Source organism: Niveispirillum sp. (genome assembly GCF_052437035.1).
Lineage (GTDB): Bacteria > Pseudomonadota > Alphaproteobacteria > Azospirillales > Azospirillaceae > Niveispirillum.
Genome location: NZ_JBQVOH010000001.1, coordinates 747,919 through 762,659, shown reverse-complemented (window position 1 = coordinate 762,659; position 14,741 = coordinate 747,919). Strand labels below are relative to the sequence as shown.

At 62.3% G+C, this 14,741-nt stretch carries 14 protein-coding genes; 3 read left to right on the top strand and 11 right to left on the bottom strand.

The features are described 5' to 3' along the window. Positions 1 to 20: 20 nt before the first annotated feature. The gene (locus ACT6Q8_RS03660; protein WP_054167255.1) at positions 21 to 2,453 is read left to right on the top strand and encodes a TonB-dependent receptor; all 2,433 of its coding nucleotides are present in this window, start codon (positions 21 to 23) and stop codon (positions 2,451 to 2,453) included. A gap of 120 nt (positions 2,454 to 2,573) precedes the next feature. Here the strand turns inward: ACT6Q8_RS03660 and ACT6Q8_RS03655 are convergent, their stop codons facing one another. The 7 genes from ACT6Q8_RS03655 to ACT6Q8_RS03625 all read right to left on the bottom strand — a co-directional run bounded on the left by ACT6Q8_RS03655 (position 2,574) and on the right by ACT6Q8_RS03625 (position 7,380). Next, positions 2,574 to 2,834, bottom strand: coding sequence for a hypothetical protein (locus tag ACT6Q8_RS03655; protein WP_054167254.1), 261 nt, complete (start codon positions 2,832 to 2,834; stop codon positions 2,574 to 2,576). 27 nt (positions 2,835 to 2,861) lie between these two features. Continuing rightward, on the bottom strand, positions 2,862 to 3,236 hold the full coding sequence (locus tag ACT6Q8_RS03650; RefSeq protein WP_054167253.1) for a PRC-barrel domain-containing protein: 375 nt from the start codon (positions 3,234 to 3,236) through the stop codon (positions 2,862 to 2,864). Between the two features lie 154 nt (positions 3,237 to 3,390). Further along, the gene (locus ACT6Q8_RS03645; protein WP_054167252.1) at positions 3,391 to 4,224 is read right to left on the bottom strand and encodes an ABC transporter permease subunit; all 834 of its coding nucleotides are present in this window, start codon (positions 4,222 to 4,224) and stop codon (positions 3,391 to 3,393) included. Continuing rightward, a complete protein-coding gene (locus ACT6Q8_RS03640; protein ID WP_082372158.1) occupies positions 4,224 to 5,168 on the bottom strand; it encodes an ABC transporter permease subunit in 945 nt (314 codons plus the stop codon). The genes ACT6Q8_RS03645 and ACT6Q8_RS03640 overlap by 1 nt, the downstream gene beginning before the upstream one ends. Before the next feature lie 24 nt (positions 5,169 to 5,192). Continuing rightward, positions 5,193 to 6,347, bottom strand: a complete 1,155-nt coding sequence (locus ACT6Q8_RS03635) for an ABC transporter ATP-binding protein (RefSeq protein WP_054167251.1) — start codon at positions 6,345 to 6,347, stop codon at positions 5,193 to 5,195. Positions 6,348 to 6,469: 122 nt separating this feature from the next. Beyond that, positions 6,470 to 6,964, bottom strand: a complete 495-nt coding sequence (locus tag ACT6Q8_RS03630; RefSeq protein WP_444732665.1) for a GNAT family N-acetyltransferase — start codon at positions 6,962 to 6,964, stop codon at positions 6,470 to 6,472. 2 nt (positions 6,965 to 6,966) lie between these two features. Continuing rightward, positions 6,967 to 7,380 (bottom strand): rhodanese-like domain-containing protein, encoded by a 414-nt coding sequence (locus ACT6Q8_RS03625; RefSeq protein WP_444732664.1) that lies wholly within the window; start codon positions 7,378 to 7,380, stop codon positions 6,967 to 6,969. Between the two features lie 91 nt (positions 7,381 to 7,471). Between ACT6Q8_RS03625 and ftrA the strand changes: the two genes are divergently transcribed. Further along, positions 7,472 to 8,500 (top strand): transcriptional regulator FtrA, encoded by a 1,029-nt coding sequence (gene ftrA / locus ACT6Q8_RS03620; protein WP_444732663.1) that lies wholly within the window; start codon positions 7,472 to 7,474, stop codon positions 8,498 to 8,500. On the opposite strand, the gene ACT6Q8_RS03615 is transcribed toward ftrA, so the two are convergent. Beyond that, on the bottom strand, positions 8,457 to 9,311 hold the full coding sequence (locus tag ACT6Q8_RS03615; protein WP_054167247.1) for an FkbM family methyltransferase: 855 nt from the start codon (positions 9,309 to 9,311) through the stop codon (positions 8,457 to 8,459). The two genes, ftrA and ACT6Q8_RS03615, sit on opposite strands and share 44 nt — an antisense overlap. Positions 9,312 to 9,448: 137 nt before the next feature. Further along, positions 9,449 to 10,543, bottom strand: a complete 1,095-nt coding sequence (locus ACT6Q8_RS03610) for an extracellular solute-binding protein (RefSeq protein WP_054167246.1) — start codon at positions 10,541 to 10,543, stop codon at positions 9,449 to 9,451. A gap of 232 nt (positions 10,544 to 10,775) precedes the next feature. Between ACT6Q8_RS03610 and ACT6Q8_RS03605 the strand changes: the two genes are divergently transcribed. Continuing rightward, positions 10,776 to 11,597, top strand: a complete 822-nt coding sequence (locus tag ACT6Q8_RS03605; protein WP_054167245.1) for an FkbM family methyltransferase — start codon at positions 10,776 to 10,778, stop codon at positions 11,595 to 11,597. A 48-nt stretch (positions 11,598 to 11,645) separates the two neighbouring features. Here ACT6Q8_RS03605 and ACT6Q8_RS03600 read toward each other — a convergent pair whose 3' ends face one another. Continuing rightward, positions 11,646 to 14,078 carry a TonB-dependent receptor plug domain-containing protein gene (locus tag ACT6Q8_RS03600; RefSeq protein ID WP_444732662.1) on the bottom strand — a complete coding sequence of 811 codons (2,433 nt, stop codon included), beginning with the start codon at positions 14,076 to 14,078 and terminating at the stop codon, positions 11,646 to 11,648. A gap of 154 nt (positions 14,079 to 14,232) precedes the next feature. Next, the gene (gene smpB, locus ACT6Q8_RS03595; protein ID WP_054167243.1) at positions 14,233 to 14,706 is read right to left on the bottom strand and encodes an SsrA-binding protein SmpB; all 474 of its coding nucleotides are present in this window, start codon (positions 14,704 to 14,706) and stop codon (positions 14,233 to 14,235) included. Positions 14,707 to 14,741 lie beyond the last annotated feature (35 nt).

The window sequence follows — 14,741 nt, the reverse complement described above, 5'->3', positions numbered from 1 at the left end:
CGCGTGGGAGGAGTTACATAATGTTCAGCCATACCAACGGACGTAGTGCGTCCGGCCGTCACCCGCTTGCTTTGTCCATCCTGCTGTGCGGCGGCGCCGCCATCGCCATGCCCGCCATGGCGCAACAGGCCCCTGCCCCTTCATCCGGCGCCATGCTGGAGGAAATCATCGTCTCCGCCCGTAAGCGCGACGAAACCCTGAAGGATGTTCCTTTCTCCATCAACGCGATGAGCGCGGATTCGATGAAGGATGCCGGCGCCACCAATATCGAGGACGTGTCGCGCAGCATCGTGGGCCTGTCGATCCAGAATCTGGGTCCGGGGCAGAGCCAGGTGGCCATCCGCGGCATCTCCGCCGGTCAGATCGTGCGCGATCAGCCGGGCGTGAAGGAACAGGTCGGCGTCTATCTGGACGAATCGGTGATCTCGCTGTCGCTGTTCACCCCCGATCTGGACCTGTACGACCTGAGCCGCGTCGAAGTGCTGCGCGGGCCGCAGGGCACGCTCTACGGCTCCGGCTCACTGTCGGGCACCATCCGCTACATAACCAACAAGCCGGCTCAGGGAACCCAGGAGGGCACCACCGAACTGTCGATCGAACAGATCGATGGCGGCGGCACCGGGTACAGCGCCAAGGCCATGGTCAACGTCCCGGTCACCGACACGCTGGCCCTGCGCGCCGTCGGCTATGGCACCCGCTATGCCGGCTTCATCGATGCGATCCAGCCCAATGGCAGTGTGAAGAAGGACGTGAATGACGGCTTCCGCACCGGCCTGCGCCTGTCGCTGGGTTGGCAGCCGACCGAGAATGTCACGATCACCCCGCGCGTCGTCTATCAGGAGATCGAGGCCAACGGCTTCAACCGCGAAGACGAGTTCAACATCCTGGCCAACGAACTGGTGACCACGGGCAACCGCCTGTTCCAGTTCGGCAAGCGCCAGCAGTTCACGCAGTTGGAAGAGAAGTTCAAAGACAAGTTCATGCTGGCCGATCTGACCGTCGAGGTCGATCTCGGCGCCGTCACGGCCACCTCGGTCACCTCGGTCACCGACCGCGACCTGCTGGTCTATCGTGACGCCTCGCAGCTGACTGGCTCCATCACGGGTCAGCCGGGCGTGCTGTCGGCCACCGGCCTGTCGAAGCAGGTTTATACCCTGGACACCCCGCTGTCGGACGAAACCGACGTGAAGGTGTTCACGCAGGAAGCCCGCCTTGCCTCCAACGGCGATGGCCCGTTCCAATGGGTAGCCGGCGCCTTCTATTCGAAGATCGACCGCAAATACGCCCAGACCCTGAATGTTGACGGGTTCGAAGCGATCACCGGCATCGACAGCAATGGCCCCAACGCCCAGAACGGGCTGGACGAGCTGTACTGGTCCCGCATCCCGTATGATTTCAAGCAGGTCGCCCTGTTCGGTGAAGGGTCCTATGACCTGACCGAACAACTGTCGGCCACGCTGGGCCTGCGCTATTTCGACTTCAAGGAAAAGCGCACCCTGAATTTCGACGGTATCTTCGCCGACCGCGCCCAGGGTGTGAAGGGCGAGACCAGCAGCAACGGCTTCTCCCCGCGCGCCATCCTGTCCTATGACGCCACGGAAGACGTGACGGTAAATGCGCAGGTGTCGAAGGGCTTCCGTCTGGGCGGCATCAACGATCCCCTCAACCTGCCGCTCTGTTCCGCCGCCGACCGCACCACCTTCGGCGGTCGTAACAATTTCGGCAATGAAAGCGTCTGGAACTATGAAATGGGCGCGAAGGTGAGCTTTGGCGGTGGCCGTGGCTCGCTGAACATCGCCGGTTACTACACCGACATTTCCAACCTCCAGGTCACGCTGGACGCCGGCACCTGCTCCTCGCGCATCGTCTTCAACGCCGATGCCCGCACGCGCGGTACCGAGGCGGAATTCAGCTATCAGCTGACCGACGCGTTCAACCTGTCGCTGTCGGGTTCGTTCAATGACAGCGAATTTACGGAAACCGTGACCTCGCAGGCGGCAGCCGGCGGTGCGGCCAGTGTTGTGGGCGGTATCAAGAAGGGCAACCGCCTGCCCACCGTCCCGCGCTATCAGTTCAGCGCGCAGACCAAGTGGGAAGACGATATCGGCAACGACCTGATGGGCTTCGCCATCGCGACATTCCAGCATATCGGCTCGCGCTTCACCCAGGCGGTGGATCAGGATCCGGCAGCCGTCGGCACCTTCAACCGCATCCCGATCGGCAGCCAGCCGGGCACGGCCTTCAGCTTCGATCCGAAGCTGCCTTCCTATAGCAGCGTCAATCTGCGCTTCGGCGTGAAGAAGGACGAGTGGGAGATGGCCGGCTACGTCAACAACCTGTTTGACGAGAATGCCAAGCTGTCGCTGGACCGCGAACGCGGCTTCCGCGCCCGCGTGGCCTATCAGGTCGCCAAGCCCCGCACCTTTGGCGCGCAGGTCAGCACGAAGTTCTGATCCTGTGCCGCCATCCATTACGGGCTGACAAAGAAAACCCCCGGCGGAAGCAATTCCGCCGGGGGTTGGCCTTTTGAGGGACCCAGTTGAACGGGGGTAAAAGGGAAAGCGTGGCCAGCGTCAGCGACGCTGACCCTGATCCGCCGCCTGATGGCGCCGGTTCTTTTCCGCCTCGGCCTTCTGCTCACCGGTCGGAGTGGGCAGGATACCCTGATCCTGCCCGGTCCCGTCAGTGCGCGGTGCCGGCGCCGCCGTCGCGGGCTGTTGGGATGAGACAGGGTCGCTGGCCGGAAAACTATCGTCCAGATCGCGGTCCAGCTCCCGTTCGGTGGGCTGACGCGGATGTTTGGGGGTGGGGGGATACTGGGTCTGCGTGGGCATGTCATTTCCTCCCGGTGGGGATGGTGATCACATCCAATAGGGCGGGACGTTGTAGTAGCTGGAAACCGGCTCCCGCCAACGGCGATCGTCGGGGCCCAACTCCTGTTCGGAATAGGAGGGGGCGTTTTCGAGACGCGTCCGGTCCAGCGGCACAACATAGCCGCCCATTTCCGGGTCATATTTCAGCACCGACCAGGGCAGCGGATGGTAACGCTCGCCAATGCCGAGAAAGCCGCCGAACCCCATGATGGCATAGGCAACATTGCCCGTGCGCTTGTTCAGCATCACGTCCTCGACATGGCCGATCTTGTCGCCATCCACGCCATAGACGTCGGTGCCTTTCACCTTGCCCGCGCTGATGCAGCTATTGGTCTCGCTACGCGCGACATCACTGATGGCCATGATGGTGATCCTTCCTGTCGTGGTTGTCAGAATGGAAACGCACGACACCGTATAAATGTTCCGGCAAGGTCACAGCTTTGGCACGGCATTAACAAAAGAAAACCCCGGCGCGATGAACGCCGGGGTTTGTGCTTCGCTTGGGCTTGAAGGACGATCAGCCGCCCTGCTGCGCCATCTGCTCGTCCCGCTGCCGGGCCTTTTCCTGGCGCGCATTGTAGATGCCGGCGCAGATGATGCCGATGGCCACGATGGTCACCACGATGGTGGCCAGGGCATTTACCTTGGGCGACAGGCCCAGGCGGACCGAAGAGAACACGATCTGCGGCAGCGTCGTGGAACCGGGGCCGGACACGAAGCTGGTGATCACCAGATCATCCAGCGACAGGGTAAAGGCCAGCAGCCAGCCCGACACGATGGCCGGGGCGATCAGCGGCAAGGTGATCACGAAGAATACCTTGGCGGGCCGCGCCCCCAGATCCATCGCCGCCTCTTCCAGGCTGGCATCCATGGACACCAGCCGCGACTGCACCACCACCGTCACGAAGGACATGGTGAAGGTGATATGGGCCAGGATGATGGTCAGCATCCCACGCCCTTCGGGCCAGCCCAGCACCTGCTCCATGCTGACAAACAGCAGCAGCAGGGACAGGCCCATGATCACTTCCGGCATGACCAGCGGGGCCGACACCATGCCGGAGAACAGCGCGCGGCCCTTGAACGCGCCGAACCGCGCCAGCATCATGCCGGCCAGCGTGCCCAGCACCACGGCAAAGCTGGCGGAAATGAAGGCCACGCGCACCGACAGCCAGGCCGCGGAAAGAAGCTGATCGTCGCGCATCAGTTCCCCGTACCAGCGGAAGGAGAATTCCGACCAGACGGAGACAGAGCGGTTGTCGTTGAACGACAGCACGATCAGCAGAATGATCGGGATGTACAGGAACAGCAGGCCCGTGATCAGGCCGAAGCGCAGGAACCAGGATTTCGGCATTACGGGTGCCCCCCCTGCTTACCCTGCACGTTCTGGAAGATCATGATCGGTACGACCAGGAACAGCAGCAAGGCGACCGCCACGGCGGATGCCAGCGGCCAGTCACGGTTATTGAAGAATTCCGTCCACAAGGTGCGCCCGATCATCAACGTATCGGGCCCGCCCAGCAGTTCCGGGATCACGAATTCGCCCGTGGCCGGAATGAAGACCAGCAGCGCACCTGCGATCATACCGGGGATCGACAGCGGCAGGGTGATGGTCAAGAACGCCTTCCAGGGCGGGCACCCCAGATCGGCCGCCGCCTCCAGAAGCGTATTGTCCAGCTTCTCCAGCGTCGAATAGAGCGGCAGGATCATGAAAGGCAGGTAGGAGTAGGTGATGCCGATATAGGTGGCGACGGGCGTATAGAGGATTTGCAGCGGCTCGTTGATGATGCCCAGCCACATTAGTACGTTATTCAGCACGCCATTGTTGGACAGGATACCGATCCAGGCATAGACGCGGATCAGGAAGCTGGTCCAAAACGGCAGGATCACCAGCATCAGCAGGGGTGCGCGCCATTTCGGATCGGCCTTGGCGATGGCATAGGCGACCGGATAGCCCAGCAGCAGACAGCAGATGGTGGAGATGAAGGCGATCTTCAGGCTGTTCAGATAGGCGACGATGTAGAGATCGTCGGTCACCATATAATGAAAATTATAGAAGGTGACGGTGATCTGGTACTTCAGATCCTCCACATTCTCGATCAGCGAGGTGAAGGGCGGGATCGCCATCTGGCTTTCGGCCAGCGCGATCTTCAGCACGATCAGGAATGGCACCAGAAAGAACAGCAGCAGCCACGCATAGGGCACGGACACCACCAGTGCCCGGCCCGACAGGCCCACCCGCTGCAACAGGCCCAGAAAGCCCGTATGGCGCATTTCGCTTTGAACCGTTTCGGCCATGGGTCAGCCCCCCTTCCCGTCCGGTCAGTTGGTCAGGACACTGCCGGCGAACGGCCGCCAGGACAGGTACACCCGGTCTTCCCAGGTAATGGGCATTTCGGTGCGGCGCGTCACCATGGGCGCCGTCACACGCACCCGCTTTCCGCTATCCAGCAGGATTTCATAGATAGAGACGTCGCCCAGATAGGCGATTTCCTTCACCACGCCCGTTGCCTGATTGCGGCCATCGCTGCCCGCGGGCGCATCCTTGGAGATGGTCACCTTCTCCGGCCGTACCGCCACCCAGCATTCGGTGCCGGGCGCCAGATGGCCGGGATGGGAGACATAGAGGTCGCAATTCGCCTCGTCAGAGCGGATCAGGGAATGGTCGGGTTCAGATTCCAGAACGCGGCCATGGAACATGTTGACCGACCCGATAAATTCCGCCGTGAAGCGGCTGTTGGGATATTCATAAATCTCGGTCGGCGTGCCGATCTGTGCGATATAGCCGCGATTCATGACCGCGATGCGCGACGACATGGTCATCGCTTCTTCCTGGTCATGGGTCACGACTACGAAGGTGATGCCCACCTTTTCCTGAATGTTCACCAGCTCGAACTGCGTCTGTTCGCGCAGCTTCTTGTCCAGCGCGCCCAGCGGTTCGTCCAGCAGCAGCAGCTTGGGCCGCTTCACCAGGGCGCGAGCCAGCGCCACGCGCTGCCGCTGTCCGCCCGAAAGCTGATGCGGCTTGCGCTTGCCAAACTGTCCCAGCTGCACAAGGTTCAGGGCGTCGGCCACCCGCTCCGCGATCTCGGCCTTGCCCACCTTATCCTGATGCAGGCCGAAGGCGATGTTCGCCTCCACGCTCATATGCGGGAACAAGGCGTAGGATTGGAACATCATGTTCACCGGCCGCTCATAGGGCGGCACGTTGGACATGTCGACACCGTCGATGAAGATCTTGCCCTCGGTCGGGCGTTCAAACCCGGCCAGCATGCGCAGCAAGGTGGTCTTGCCTGACCCGGACCCGCCCAGAAGCGAGAAGAATTCGCCGCGATAGATCGACAGGGAAACATCATCGACGGCGGTGAAGTCGCCGAACTTCTTCGTCACCTTCTCGATACGGACATAGGGCTTCTCATTCGGGTCCCGCCAAGGTTCCAGCTTGGTCTGGGTCCGCGAGGGCTGCGCATTGGCCATGTCCGTATATGTCCCTGTCCGGTTGGCGATATCGGTAGGCGGCGTGGCTTTTCACGCACCGCACAATTCTACACGCGACGATACCCGGACGGATAGGGGGAGCATGCGGCAAGCCGTACTTTTCACGCAGGGTTGACGGCCAATGTGGCCAAGGTCGGCTGTTCCATGCGCCAGGATTGCCATCCGGTTTCCGGTTCGCCACCCAGTGAGCGGTAGAATCGCATGGCGGCATGATTGTCCGGCAGGACCAGCCAGTGAAGACGCGGCGCGCCAATGGCACAGGCATGCGATGCCACGGCCCGCATCAGGGCATGGCCCACCCCCGTCCCCCGCCAGCCGTCGCAGACATAAAGTTCCTTCATGACCAGGGTCGGGCGGCGGTCATAGGTCCAGCGGATGGTATGATGCACCGCCATGCCCACCACATCACCCGCCGCCGACACCGCGACCTTGGCCCCGAACAGGGGATCGGGACCAAGACCGTGGATGGCCAGATCATCCGCCGTCACGGCAAATTGCTTGTCATAACCTTCGAATACCGCCAGCGCCCGCATCAGGGACAGCAGGGCCGGGATGTCGCCGGCGTGAAAGTCACGTACCGTAACGGCGGATGCCATGATCAGGCCGCCGCCTCTGCGGTGGCGCCTTCATAGCTGAACCCTTCATCGGCCCAGCCCGTCATGCCGCCGATCATCAGCTTCACGGGACGGCCCAGGCTGGCCAGCCGCAGGGCGCCCTTGTCGGCACCGTTGCAGTGTGGGCCGGCGCAATAGACCACGAACAGCGTGTCGGCCGGATATTCCGCCAGCCGCTTTTCCGTCAGGTCCAGGACGGGGATATTGATGGCGCCTGGCACATGCGACGCGGCAAAGGCCTTGCGCCCGCGCACATCGACCAGGACGAATCCGGGACTGCCCGTGGCAAAGGCGGCGAAGACATCGGCGCAGTCGGTTTCCAGCGACAGCCGCTTCTGGAAATGGGCGATGGCATCGGGCGACGGGGCGGCTTGGATACGGGTCACTTCGTTCGACATGGGATCAACCTGTCAGGGGTTTCGATGGGGCGCAGGATGGCGCTGATCCCCTCTTCGCAAAACACGCGCCCTGCCATAAAATGTCGAAATCATGCCAAAGCAGACACACCCCGCCGATCCGCCCAACCGCACCGTCGCCATCCTGGCCTATGACGGCCTGTGCACGTTTGAGTTTGGGATCGCAGTGGAGGTGTTTGCCCTGCCCCGGCCCGAACTGGGTCCCGGCTGGTATCGGGCCATGGTGGTGGCGGTGGAGCCGGGTCCCCTGTCGGCCATGGGCGGCATCCGCGTCACGGCGGATGGGGACTTGTCGCTGCTGGAAGGGGCCGGGACCATCATTGTGCCGGGATGGCGATCGGCGGGCGCGGCGGTGCCGGAGGCCCTGTGCCTGGCCCTGCGCGCGGCCCATGACCGGGGCGCGCGGCTGGTGTCGATTTGCTCCGGCGCCTTCGTGCTGGCCGCGGCGGGCCTGTTATCCGGGCGGGATGCCACCACCCATTGGCGGTACGAGGCGATCCTGGCCGAACGCCATCCTGACATCCGCTACCGTCCCGGCCTTCTCTATGTCGATCATGGCGACGTGCTGACGTCGGCCGGATCGGCAGCCGGTCTGGACCTGTGCCTGCATATCGTGCGCAAGGATTTCGGGGCGGCCATCGCCAATCAGGTGGCGCAGCGGCTGGTCCTGTCATCCCACCGCGACGGAGCGCAGAAACAGGTGCTGGAAAAGCCGGTCCCGACGTCCCATGAGGGACCGCGCCTGTCGCCGCTGCTGGACCGGTTGCGTCGGGAACTGGACCGCGATCACGCCCTGCGCGATCTGGCCGACAGCGTCGGCATGAGCCTGCGCACCTTCATCCGCCGGTTTCAGGACATGACCGGACTGTCACCCGGCGAATGGCTGCTGCGGGAACGGGTGGCGCGTGCCGAACAGCTGCTGACCGAGACGACGGCCAGCGTGGAGGATGTGGCGACGGCCTGCGGCTTCCCAACCGCCGCCGCCCTTCGCTACCATTTCCGCAACCGGATCGGGGTGGCCCCGGCGCGGTACCGCCGGGATCAGGGCGGTGGTACTGTTACTCCCCCCCGGTCAGACGCCGGAAGTAATGCTCCGCCGTGATGGAGCCGGTGCGACGGTCATATTCGTAAAGGAAGCGCAGACTGAGATCGATGGAGTTATAGCAGTTATGAACGATGGAGGCGGCTGCCAGAAGCTGGCGGTCAGAATATCCATCCAGAGAAATGAAATCACGGACAAAGACGGCGTCTGCATAGACGACCTGGCTCAACCCGCCATACATATTGCCATTGATCGACGTGGGCTGCAGGATGCGGCTTTCCAATGGAAAGAAACGGTGGAAGATAAAACCCTGTGAGCGCAGGAACTGTTCCACCTCGCTGAACAGGGGCTGATCCTTGTAAAGGGGTAGGAACTCCACCTCCGTCTGGATCACCACCACGTCGCGCAAACGCTCGATCCCGCTGCGAAGCGCCATCAGCTCCCCGCCCTGGATGTCGATCTTGATCATGTCGGCACCGGCTGTTTCCGGCACGTCATCCAGCCGAACCGTATTCATCTCGGTCCGGCCCACCACATGCCCCCAAATCGGGAAGCCATGGAAAAGCGACAGAACCCGCTGATCCGGTTCCAGCAAGGAGGTCATGCCGGGCGCATGGCACATGCGCAGCACGTGGCGCCCGCCATCACCCACTGCATCCGGCAGATAGGTTTCGTCCGGCCCCATCTTCTCCAGCAACTTGGCCAATGCATCGGGGTTGGGCTCAAATCCCACCACCTCTGCGTGGCCGCGCTTCAACATCGGAAGATAGGGCGGATCGCTGTCGATCGGATTCGCCCCGATATCCACCACCTTGACCTTAACGTCCGTCCCCGTCAGGTCGTTGAACAGGCGAACACCCTGAACTGTCATTCATATCTCCAGTACCACCGGCCCCCGCCCGATGGCGCGCCGGATGCCAGCATCGTGGAATATCACCAGAAATGCAAAGGGCGCCGACGGTGAACCCGTCGACGCCCCATGGCATTCAGTCCAAAGACCGTTATGGATCAACGGCCCGTCTTGATCTTGGTCCAGGCACGGGTGCGTTCACGCTCCGCCTTCTGGTTGATCTGCTTGACAGTGAACATCTTCGCCATCACGTCCTTGGGCGGGAAAATGGCCGCATTGTTGGCGACATCCGGGCTCATCAGCTTCCAGGAGGCAGGAACGGCGTTGGCATAGGCGACGAAATCGCTGATGCCGGCCATCACTTTCGGCTCCAGCACATAATTGATGAAGGCCGAGGCATTGGCCACGTTGGCACCCGCCGGAATGGTGGCCATGTCGAACCAGACCTGGGCGCCTTCCTTGGGAATGGAATAGGCGATGGTGAACTTGGCCTTCGCCTCTTCTGCACGCGCCGCGGCCTGGAACACGTCGCCCGAATAGCCGACGGCGACGCAGGCGTCACCCGTGGCCAGCGGGTCGATCACCGACGGCACGAAGGTCTTGATATGCGGGCGGATGGCCAGCATGGCCGCTTCGGCCTTCTTGGTGTCTTCGGCGTTCTCGGAGTTCGGGTCCAGGCCCTGCGACTTGAACACTGACGGCAGGATGTCGGTCTGGCTGTCCAGGAAAACGATGCCGCAGGCCGCCAGCTTCTTGGCGTTTTCCGGGTTCATGACCAGCTGCCAGCTGTCCGTCGGGGCGTTGGGCAGCAGTTCCTTCACCTTTTCGACATTATAGCCGATGCCGATGGTGCCCCACTGATAGATGACGCCATATTCATTGCCGGGATCGGTCGATTCGACCAGCTTCATCAGCGACGGGTCAAGATTCTTCAGGTTGGGGATCTTGGACTTGTCCAGCTTCTGGATGGCCTTGGCCTGGATCAGCTTGCGCATTGTCGGTTCCGCCGATGGCACGGCCACATCGTAACCGGAATTGCCGACCAGCAGCTTCGATTCCAGGGTTTCCAGATCTGTGAAGACGTCATACTGCGTCTTGATCCCGGTCGCCTTGGTGAAGTCGTCCAGCGTGGTCTCGCCGATATAATCGGCCCAGTTATAGATGTTGACCTTCTTTTCCTGGGCCATGGCCGTATGGCCGACGGCGATGGCGGCAACCATGCCGATGGCGCCGATCACGTGCTTCAGCTTCATCAAGGACCCCCAATCAGATCGGACGCCCGCTTGGCACGGGACCGCCCCGGTAGGTGGGCGCCGCTGCCCGCGGCACCCTGGACAGCGGGCATTGCACATAGGCGCCGGTGCCTTGTCAATGACGATGGATTTGCCTTGTGTCGTAAGGGGATGCGACATCCTATACCTTATGGCATAAGCGTGCCGCCGATGCCCTTTCAAGGGGCAGTTTCTGCTGGCTGGAGGTCATGTTTTGCGCAATGTACAGGAGCCGCCCTTCGGCACCCACGCCCCCGGCACCCTGCCCCGGCTGCTGACCGACCTGTGCCAGGGATTGCCCGTCACACCCACGGGCCGGCGTCTGGCGCTCTGGCTGCGCAAGGTGGCGATGGTCCTGCAAGGCCCGGTGTTCGACGTGGCGGTGCGTGGCATCCATCTGCGTCTCCATCCCGGCGACAATGTCGGGGAACGCAAATTCCTGTTCATGCCGCAATTCTTCGACCCCGAAGAAATGGCGCTGCTGGCCACGCGTCTGCCGCGCGACGGGACCTTTGTCGATATCGGGGCCAATGTCGGGCTCTACACCCTGAACGCGGCCCGTTTCCTGGGGCCGGGCGGCCGCATCCTGGCGGTAGAGCCGGGACCGGAGGCGGCACGGAGGCTGCGCTTCAACTTGGGCCTCAACCGAACGGACGCCTCCATCACCCATGCTGATTGCGCCATCGGGGCGGAGGAAGGGGTGATGGGGCTTTATCTGGATGACAGCAACCTGGGCGGCTCCTCCCTGGTCCGCGATCATGGCGGCAAATCCACGCCCGTGCGCGTGCGCCCCCTGGTCGATGTGCTGGCGGAGACGGGGATCACCCGCATCGACATGCTGAAGATCGATATCGAGGGGGCGGAGGACAAGGCTCTGCTGCCCTTCTTCGATCAGGCGCCCGAAGACCTGTGGCCGCGCGTGATCATCATCGAACGGTCACAGGAAAGCTGGGCCGGCGACCTTCTGGGCCGCTTCAAGGCGGCGGGATACCGGACCTTCGGCAACAGCAAGATGAATTGGCTGTTTGAGCGGTGAGATTAATCCCGGCGGCGGCGCAATCCGCCGCCGCCGGGATCGGAACCGTTACCAGGTCACCTTGACCTTGGCATAGTAGAAGCCGCCGTTGAAACCGAACGGCGAGAAGTTAGAATACTGGGCAAAGCCGTTCGGGTTGGCACCCGGAATGACCAGATCGGTGTAATTGTCGAACAGGTTGTTCACACCGGCGGAGATCGACAGGCTGTCCGTCAGGTCATAACCGACATCAAGATCGACCACCCATTCAGCCCCGAAGGTCTGATCCAGCGCGGCATTGGCATTGCGCGAGGTGAACTTGCCATAGCGCGTGCCACGCAGGGTCAGATTGAGGTCTTCGTACTGCCAGCTGGCCGACAGGTTGATCTTGTTGTCCGGCTGGGCCTCCTCGAACCGCCCTTCCTCCACGCGGGAGAAGCGGGTCAGTTGCAGGCCGACCGTGCTGAGCGTGGACGGGTTGGGCTTCACGTTCAACGTCTTGGTATCGTTGAAATTGACGCCCGCCGTCAGGTTCAGGGTACCTGCCGTGTCCAGATCGGCGCGGTAGGTGCCGACAATGTCGACGCCGCGCGTGCGGGTATCAATGGCGTTGGTGAAGAAGCGCCCGCCGGTGACACCGGCAAAGCCCCGCGCCGTCAGGAAATTCTGAACCGCCGTGCCCGTCAGGTTTTCCGACAGGACGATACGGTCATCGATACGGATCTGATAGGCATCCACCGTCAGGCTGGCACCTTCAAACGGGTTGGAGGTGAAGCCCAGGCTGTAATTGATCGACTTTTCCGGCTTCAGGTCTTCGGCACCCAGGGCCTGGGCCGCCGGATCATTGACGCGGAAGGTGCGGATTTCAAACGGTACGCCGCCGATGAAGTTGGTGGCGGTGGAAGAGAAATAGCTCTGCTGCAAGGAGGGCGCGCGGAAGCCGTTGGACACCGCACCGCGCAGGCCGAACGCATCGGTAACATCATACTTGAAGGCGAACTTGCCCGACCCGGTCCAGCCGAAGTCGGAATAATGTTCGACACGGCCCGCCACGCTGACCAGCAGCGCGTCGGACAGCTTGGTTTCCATATCGAGATAGGCGGCATAACTGTGGCGGTCGACATCGACCTCGTCGCTGGGCCGGAAGCCGGGGAAGCCCTGGGCACCGGGGGCAGGCTGGCTGCCGATGGCGCTGGTGGAACCGCCATCCAGCACCTTTACGCCGCCATCCTTCCAGCTATCCTCATCCCCTGCCCCCAGCTCATAGCCTTCGGTGCGGTATTCCAGACCAGCGGAGACGCTGAGGGAGGATGGCAGGCCGATATCGACGTCGCGCGACGCGTCGGCATTGATCACACCCTGGGTATAGAGCAGATCACCGGCATAGAAGCTGCGGCGGCTGTTGGTGCCATAGGTGGCGTTCAGGGTGTTTTCCACACTGAACGGAAAGTCGTTGCGGCCATAGGTGCCGGAAATGTCGTACCGCGTCTCCCCGGCATCGCCCTTCACGCCCACGGCCACCGACATATCGTCGATGTCGGACGTGATGAAGGGCAGGAAGCCGTCGGGATAGATGGAGCGGACATTGTTGGGGTCGCGCGGACGGCGCCAGGTGGCACCGGCTTTGCCCTCACGTTTGTTGTAATTGCCGAAGGAGTACAGTTCTGCGCTGCCCAGCGGCAGGCCCAGATTATAGACGACGTTATAGTCGGTGACGTCGCTATCGCCATACCAGAAATTGTCGGTGCGGTTGATCGTCGCCTCACGCGGATCGGCGGCGCCACCGGCCAGGTTGTTGTATTGCTGCCGGATATCAGCGGCCTGTCGGTTGGTATGGGCGCGGTCGCGATATTCGGCGGTCAGGTTCAGATAGCCGCCATTGCCGATGGTGACGCCGGCATTGGAGGCGAAATGATAGACATCGCCATCGCCCTCATAGGTCTGTCCATAGGAGCCGAAGGCCGAGCCGCCGGAATTATTGTCCTTCAGGATGATGTTGATCACGCCCGCGATGGCATCGGACCCGTACTGCGCTGCGGCCCCATCGCGCAGCACCTCAACCCGGCGGATGGCCGATGCGGGAATGGCATTCAGGTCCGCACCCGTGGAACCGCGCCCGACGGAACCGTTCAGGTTCAGCAACGCCGTATTGTGACGCCGCTTGCCATTGATCAGGACCAACGTGTGGTCGGGCGATAGACCGCGCAGCGTGGCCGGACGGATATGGTCGGTACCGTCGGTGATGGTCGGCTGGGGGAAGTTAAAGGAAGGGACAAGGGCGTTCAGGACCTTGTTGACCTCACCCAGGCCCGACCGTTCCAGTTCGCCCGCCGAGATCACGTCCACCGGCACCGGCGATTCCGCCAGGGTGCGGTCGGCACGGCGCGTACCCGTCACCACGATTTCTTCGACATCGCCGGCGGGCTGCTGAGCCTGGGCGCCCCCCGCCACGGTCAGGAACCCGGCCAATGCCGTACCAACCTTAAGCCACTGCTTCCCCATGTGTTCTTCTCCCGACTATCTTCAGTCGCCGCCCCATATGGAACGACCGAGCACCCAGGAACGATATCGTTTCCAGGAGACTTGGGAAGGTGAGGATGGTTACCCGACTGTTAATATTGCAGTGGTGTGACGCAATAGGCGCAGGAAGCGTTCGCTAACCGCGTGCCCGCATCAGGCGGGCCTTATCGCGCTGCCAATCACGTTCCTTCTCGGTGTCGCGCTTGTCGCCCTTGTTCTTGCCCTTGGCAACGCCGATCTCGACCTTGGCCTTACCACGATCATTGAAATAGACAGACATGGGCACCAGGGTCATGCCCTGGCGCGCGATGGCGGCCAGCATCTTCACCAGTTCGCGCTTGCGGACCAGCAGCTTCCGCGGACGCTTGGGATCATGCTGCAGCCAGGCGCCGGCCTGGCCATATTCCGGGATGTAGGAATTGACCAGGAAAAGCTCGCCCCCGATCTCACCGGCATAGGCTTCCAGGATGGAGGCCTTCCCGCCACGCAGCGACTTCACCTCGGTGCCGGTCAGCATGATGCCGGCCTCCACCGTATCCTCGATAAAGTAATCGAAGCGGGCCCGGCGGTTCTGTGCCGCCAATTTGCGCTCGGGCGCGTTGTTCGCCATCGCTGGAACAATCCGATCCGTAAAAACAAAACGTG

What these genes read in the sequence shown, in the direction of transcription:
- ACT6Q8_RS03625 (WP_444732664.1), bottom strand. Translation starts at nt 7,380, where the DNA reads ATGTCGAACGAAGTGACCCGTATCCAAGCCGCCCCGTCGCCCGATGCC.
- ACT6Q8_RS03615 (WP_054167247.1), bottom strand. Translation starts at nt 9,311, where the DNA reads ATGACAGTTCAGGGTGTTCGCCTGTTCAACGACCTGACGGGGACGGAC.
- ACT6Q8_RS03660 (WP_054167255.1), top strand. Translation starts at nt 21, where the DNA reads ATGTTCAGCCATACCAACGGACGTAGTGCGTCCGGCCGTCACCCGCTT.
- ACT6Q8_RS03600 (WP_444732662.1), bottom strand. Translation starts at nt 14,078, where the DNA reads ATGGGGAAGCAGTGGCTTAAGGTTGGTACGGCATTGGCCGGGTTCCTG.
- smpB (WP_054167243.1), bottom strand. Translation starts at nt 14,706, where the DNA reads ATGGCGAACAACGCGCCCGAGCGCAAATTGGCGGCACAGAACCGCCGG.
- ACT6Q8_RS03655 (WP_054167254.1), bottom strand. Translation starts at nt 2,834, where the DNA reads ATGCCCACGCAGACCCAGTATCCCCCCACCCCCAAACATCCGCGTCAG.
- ACT6Q8_RS03630 (WP_444732665.1), bottom strand. Translation starts at nt 6,964, where the DNA reads ATGGCATCCGCCGTTACGGTACGTGACTTTCACGCCGGCGACATCCCG.
- ACT6Q8_RS03640 (WP_082372158.1), bottom strand. Translation starts at nt 5,168, where the DNA reads ATGGCCGAAACGGTTCAAAGCGAAATGCGCCATACGGGCTTTCTGGGC.
- ACT6Q8_RS03610 (WP_054167246.1), bottom strand. Translation starts at nt 10,543, where the DNA reads ATGAAGCTGAAGCACGTGATCGGCGCCATCGGCATGGTTGCCGCCATC.
- ACT6Q8_RS03645 (WP_054167252.1), bottom strand. Translation starts at nt 4,224, where the DNA reads ATGCCGAAATCCTGGTTCCTGCGCTTCGGCCTGATCACGGGCCTGCTG.
- ftrA (WP_444732663.1), top strand. Translation starts at nt 7,472, where the DNA reads ATGCCAAAGCAGACACACCCCGCCGATCCGCCCAACCGCACCGTCGCC.
- ACT6Q8_RS03650 (WP_054167253.1), bottom strand. Translation starts at nt 3,236, where the DNA reads ATGGCCATCAGTGATGTCGCGCGTAGCGAGACCAATAGCTGCATCAGC.
- ACT6Q8_RS03635 (WP_054167251.1), bottom strand. Translation starts at nt 6,347, where the DNA reads ATGGCCAATGCGCAGCCCTCGCGGACCCAGACCAAGCTGGAACCTTGG.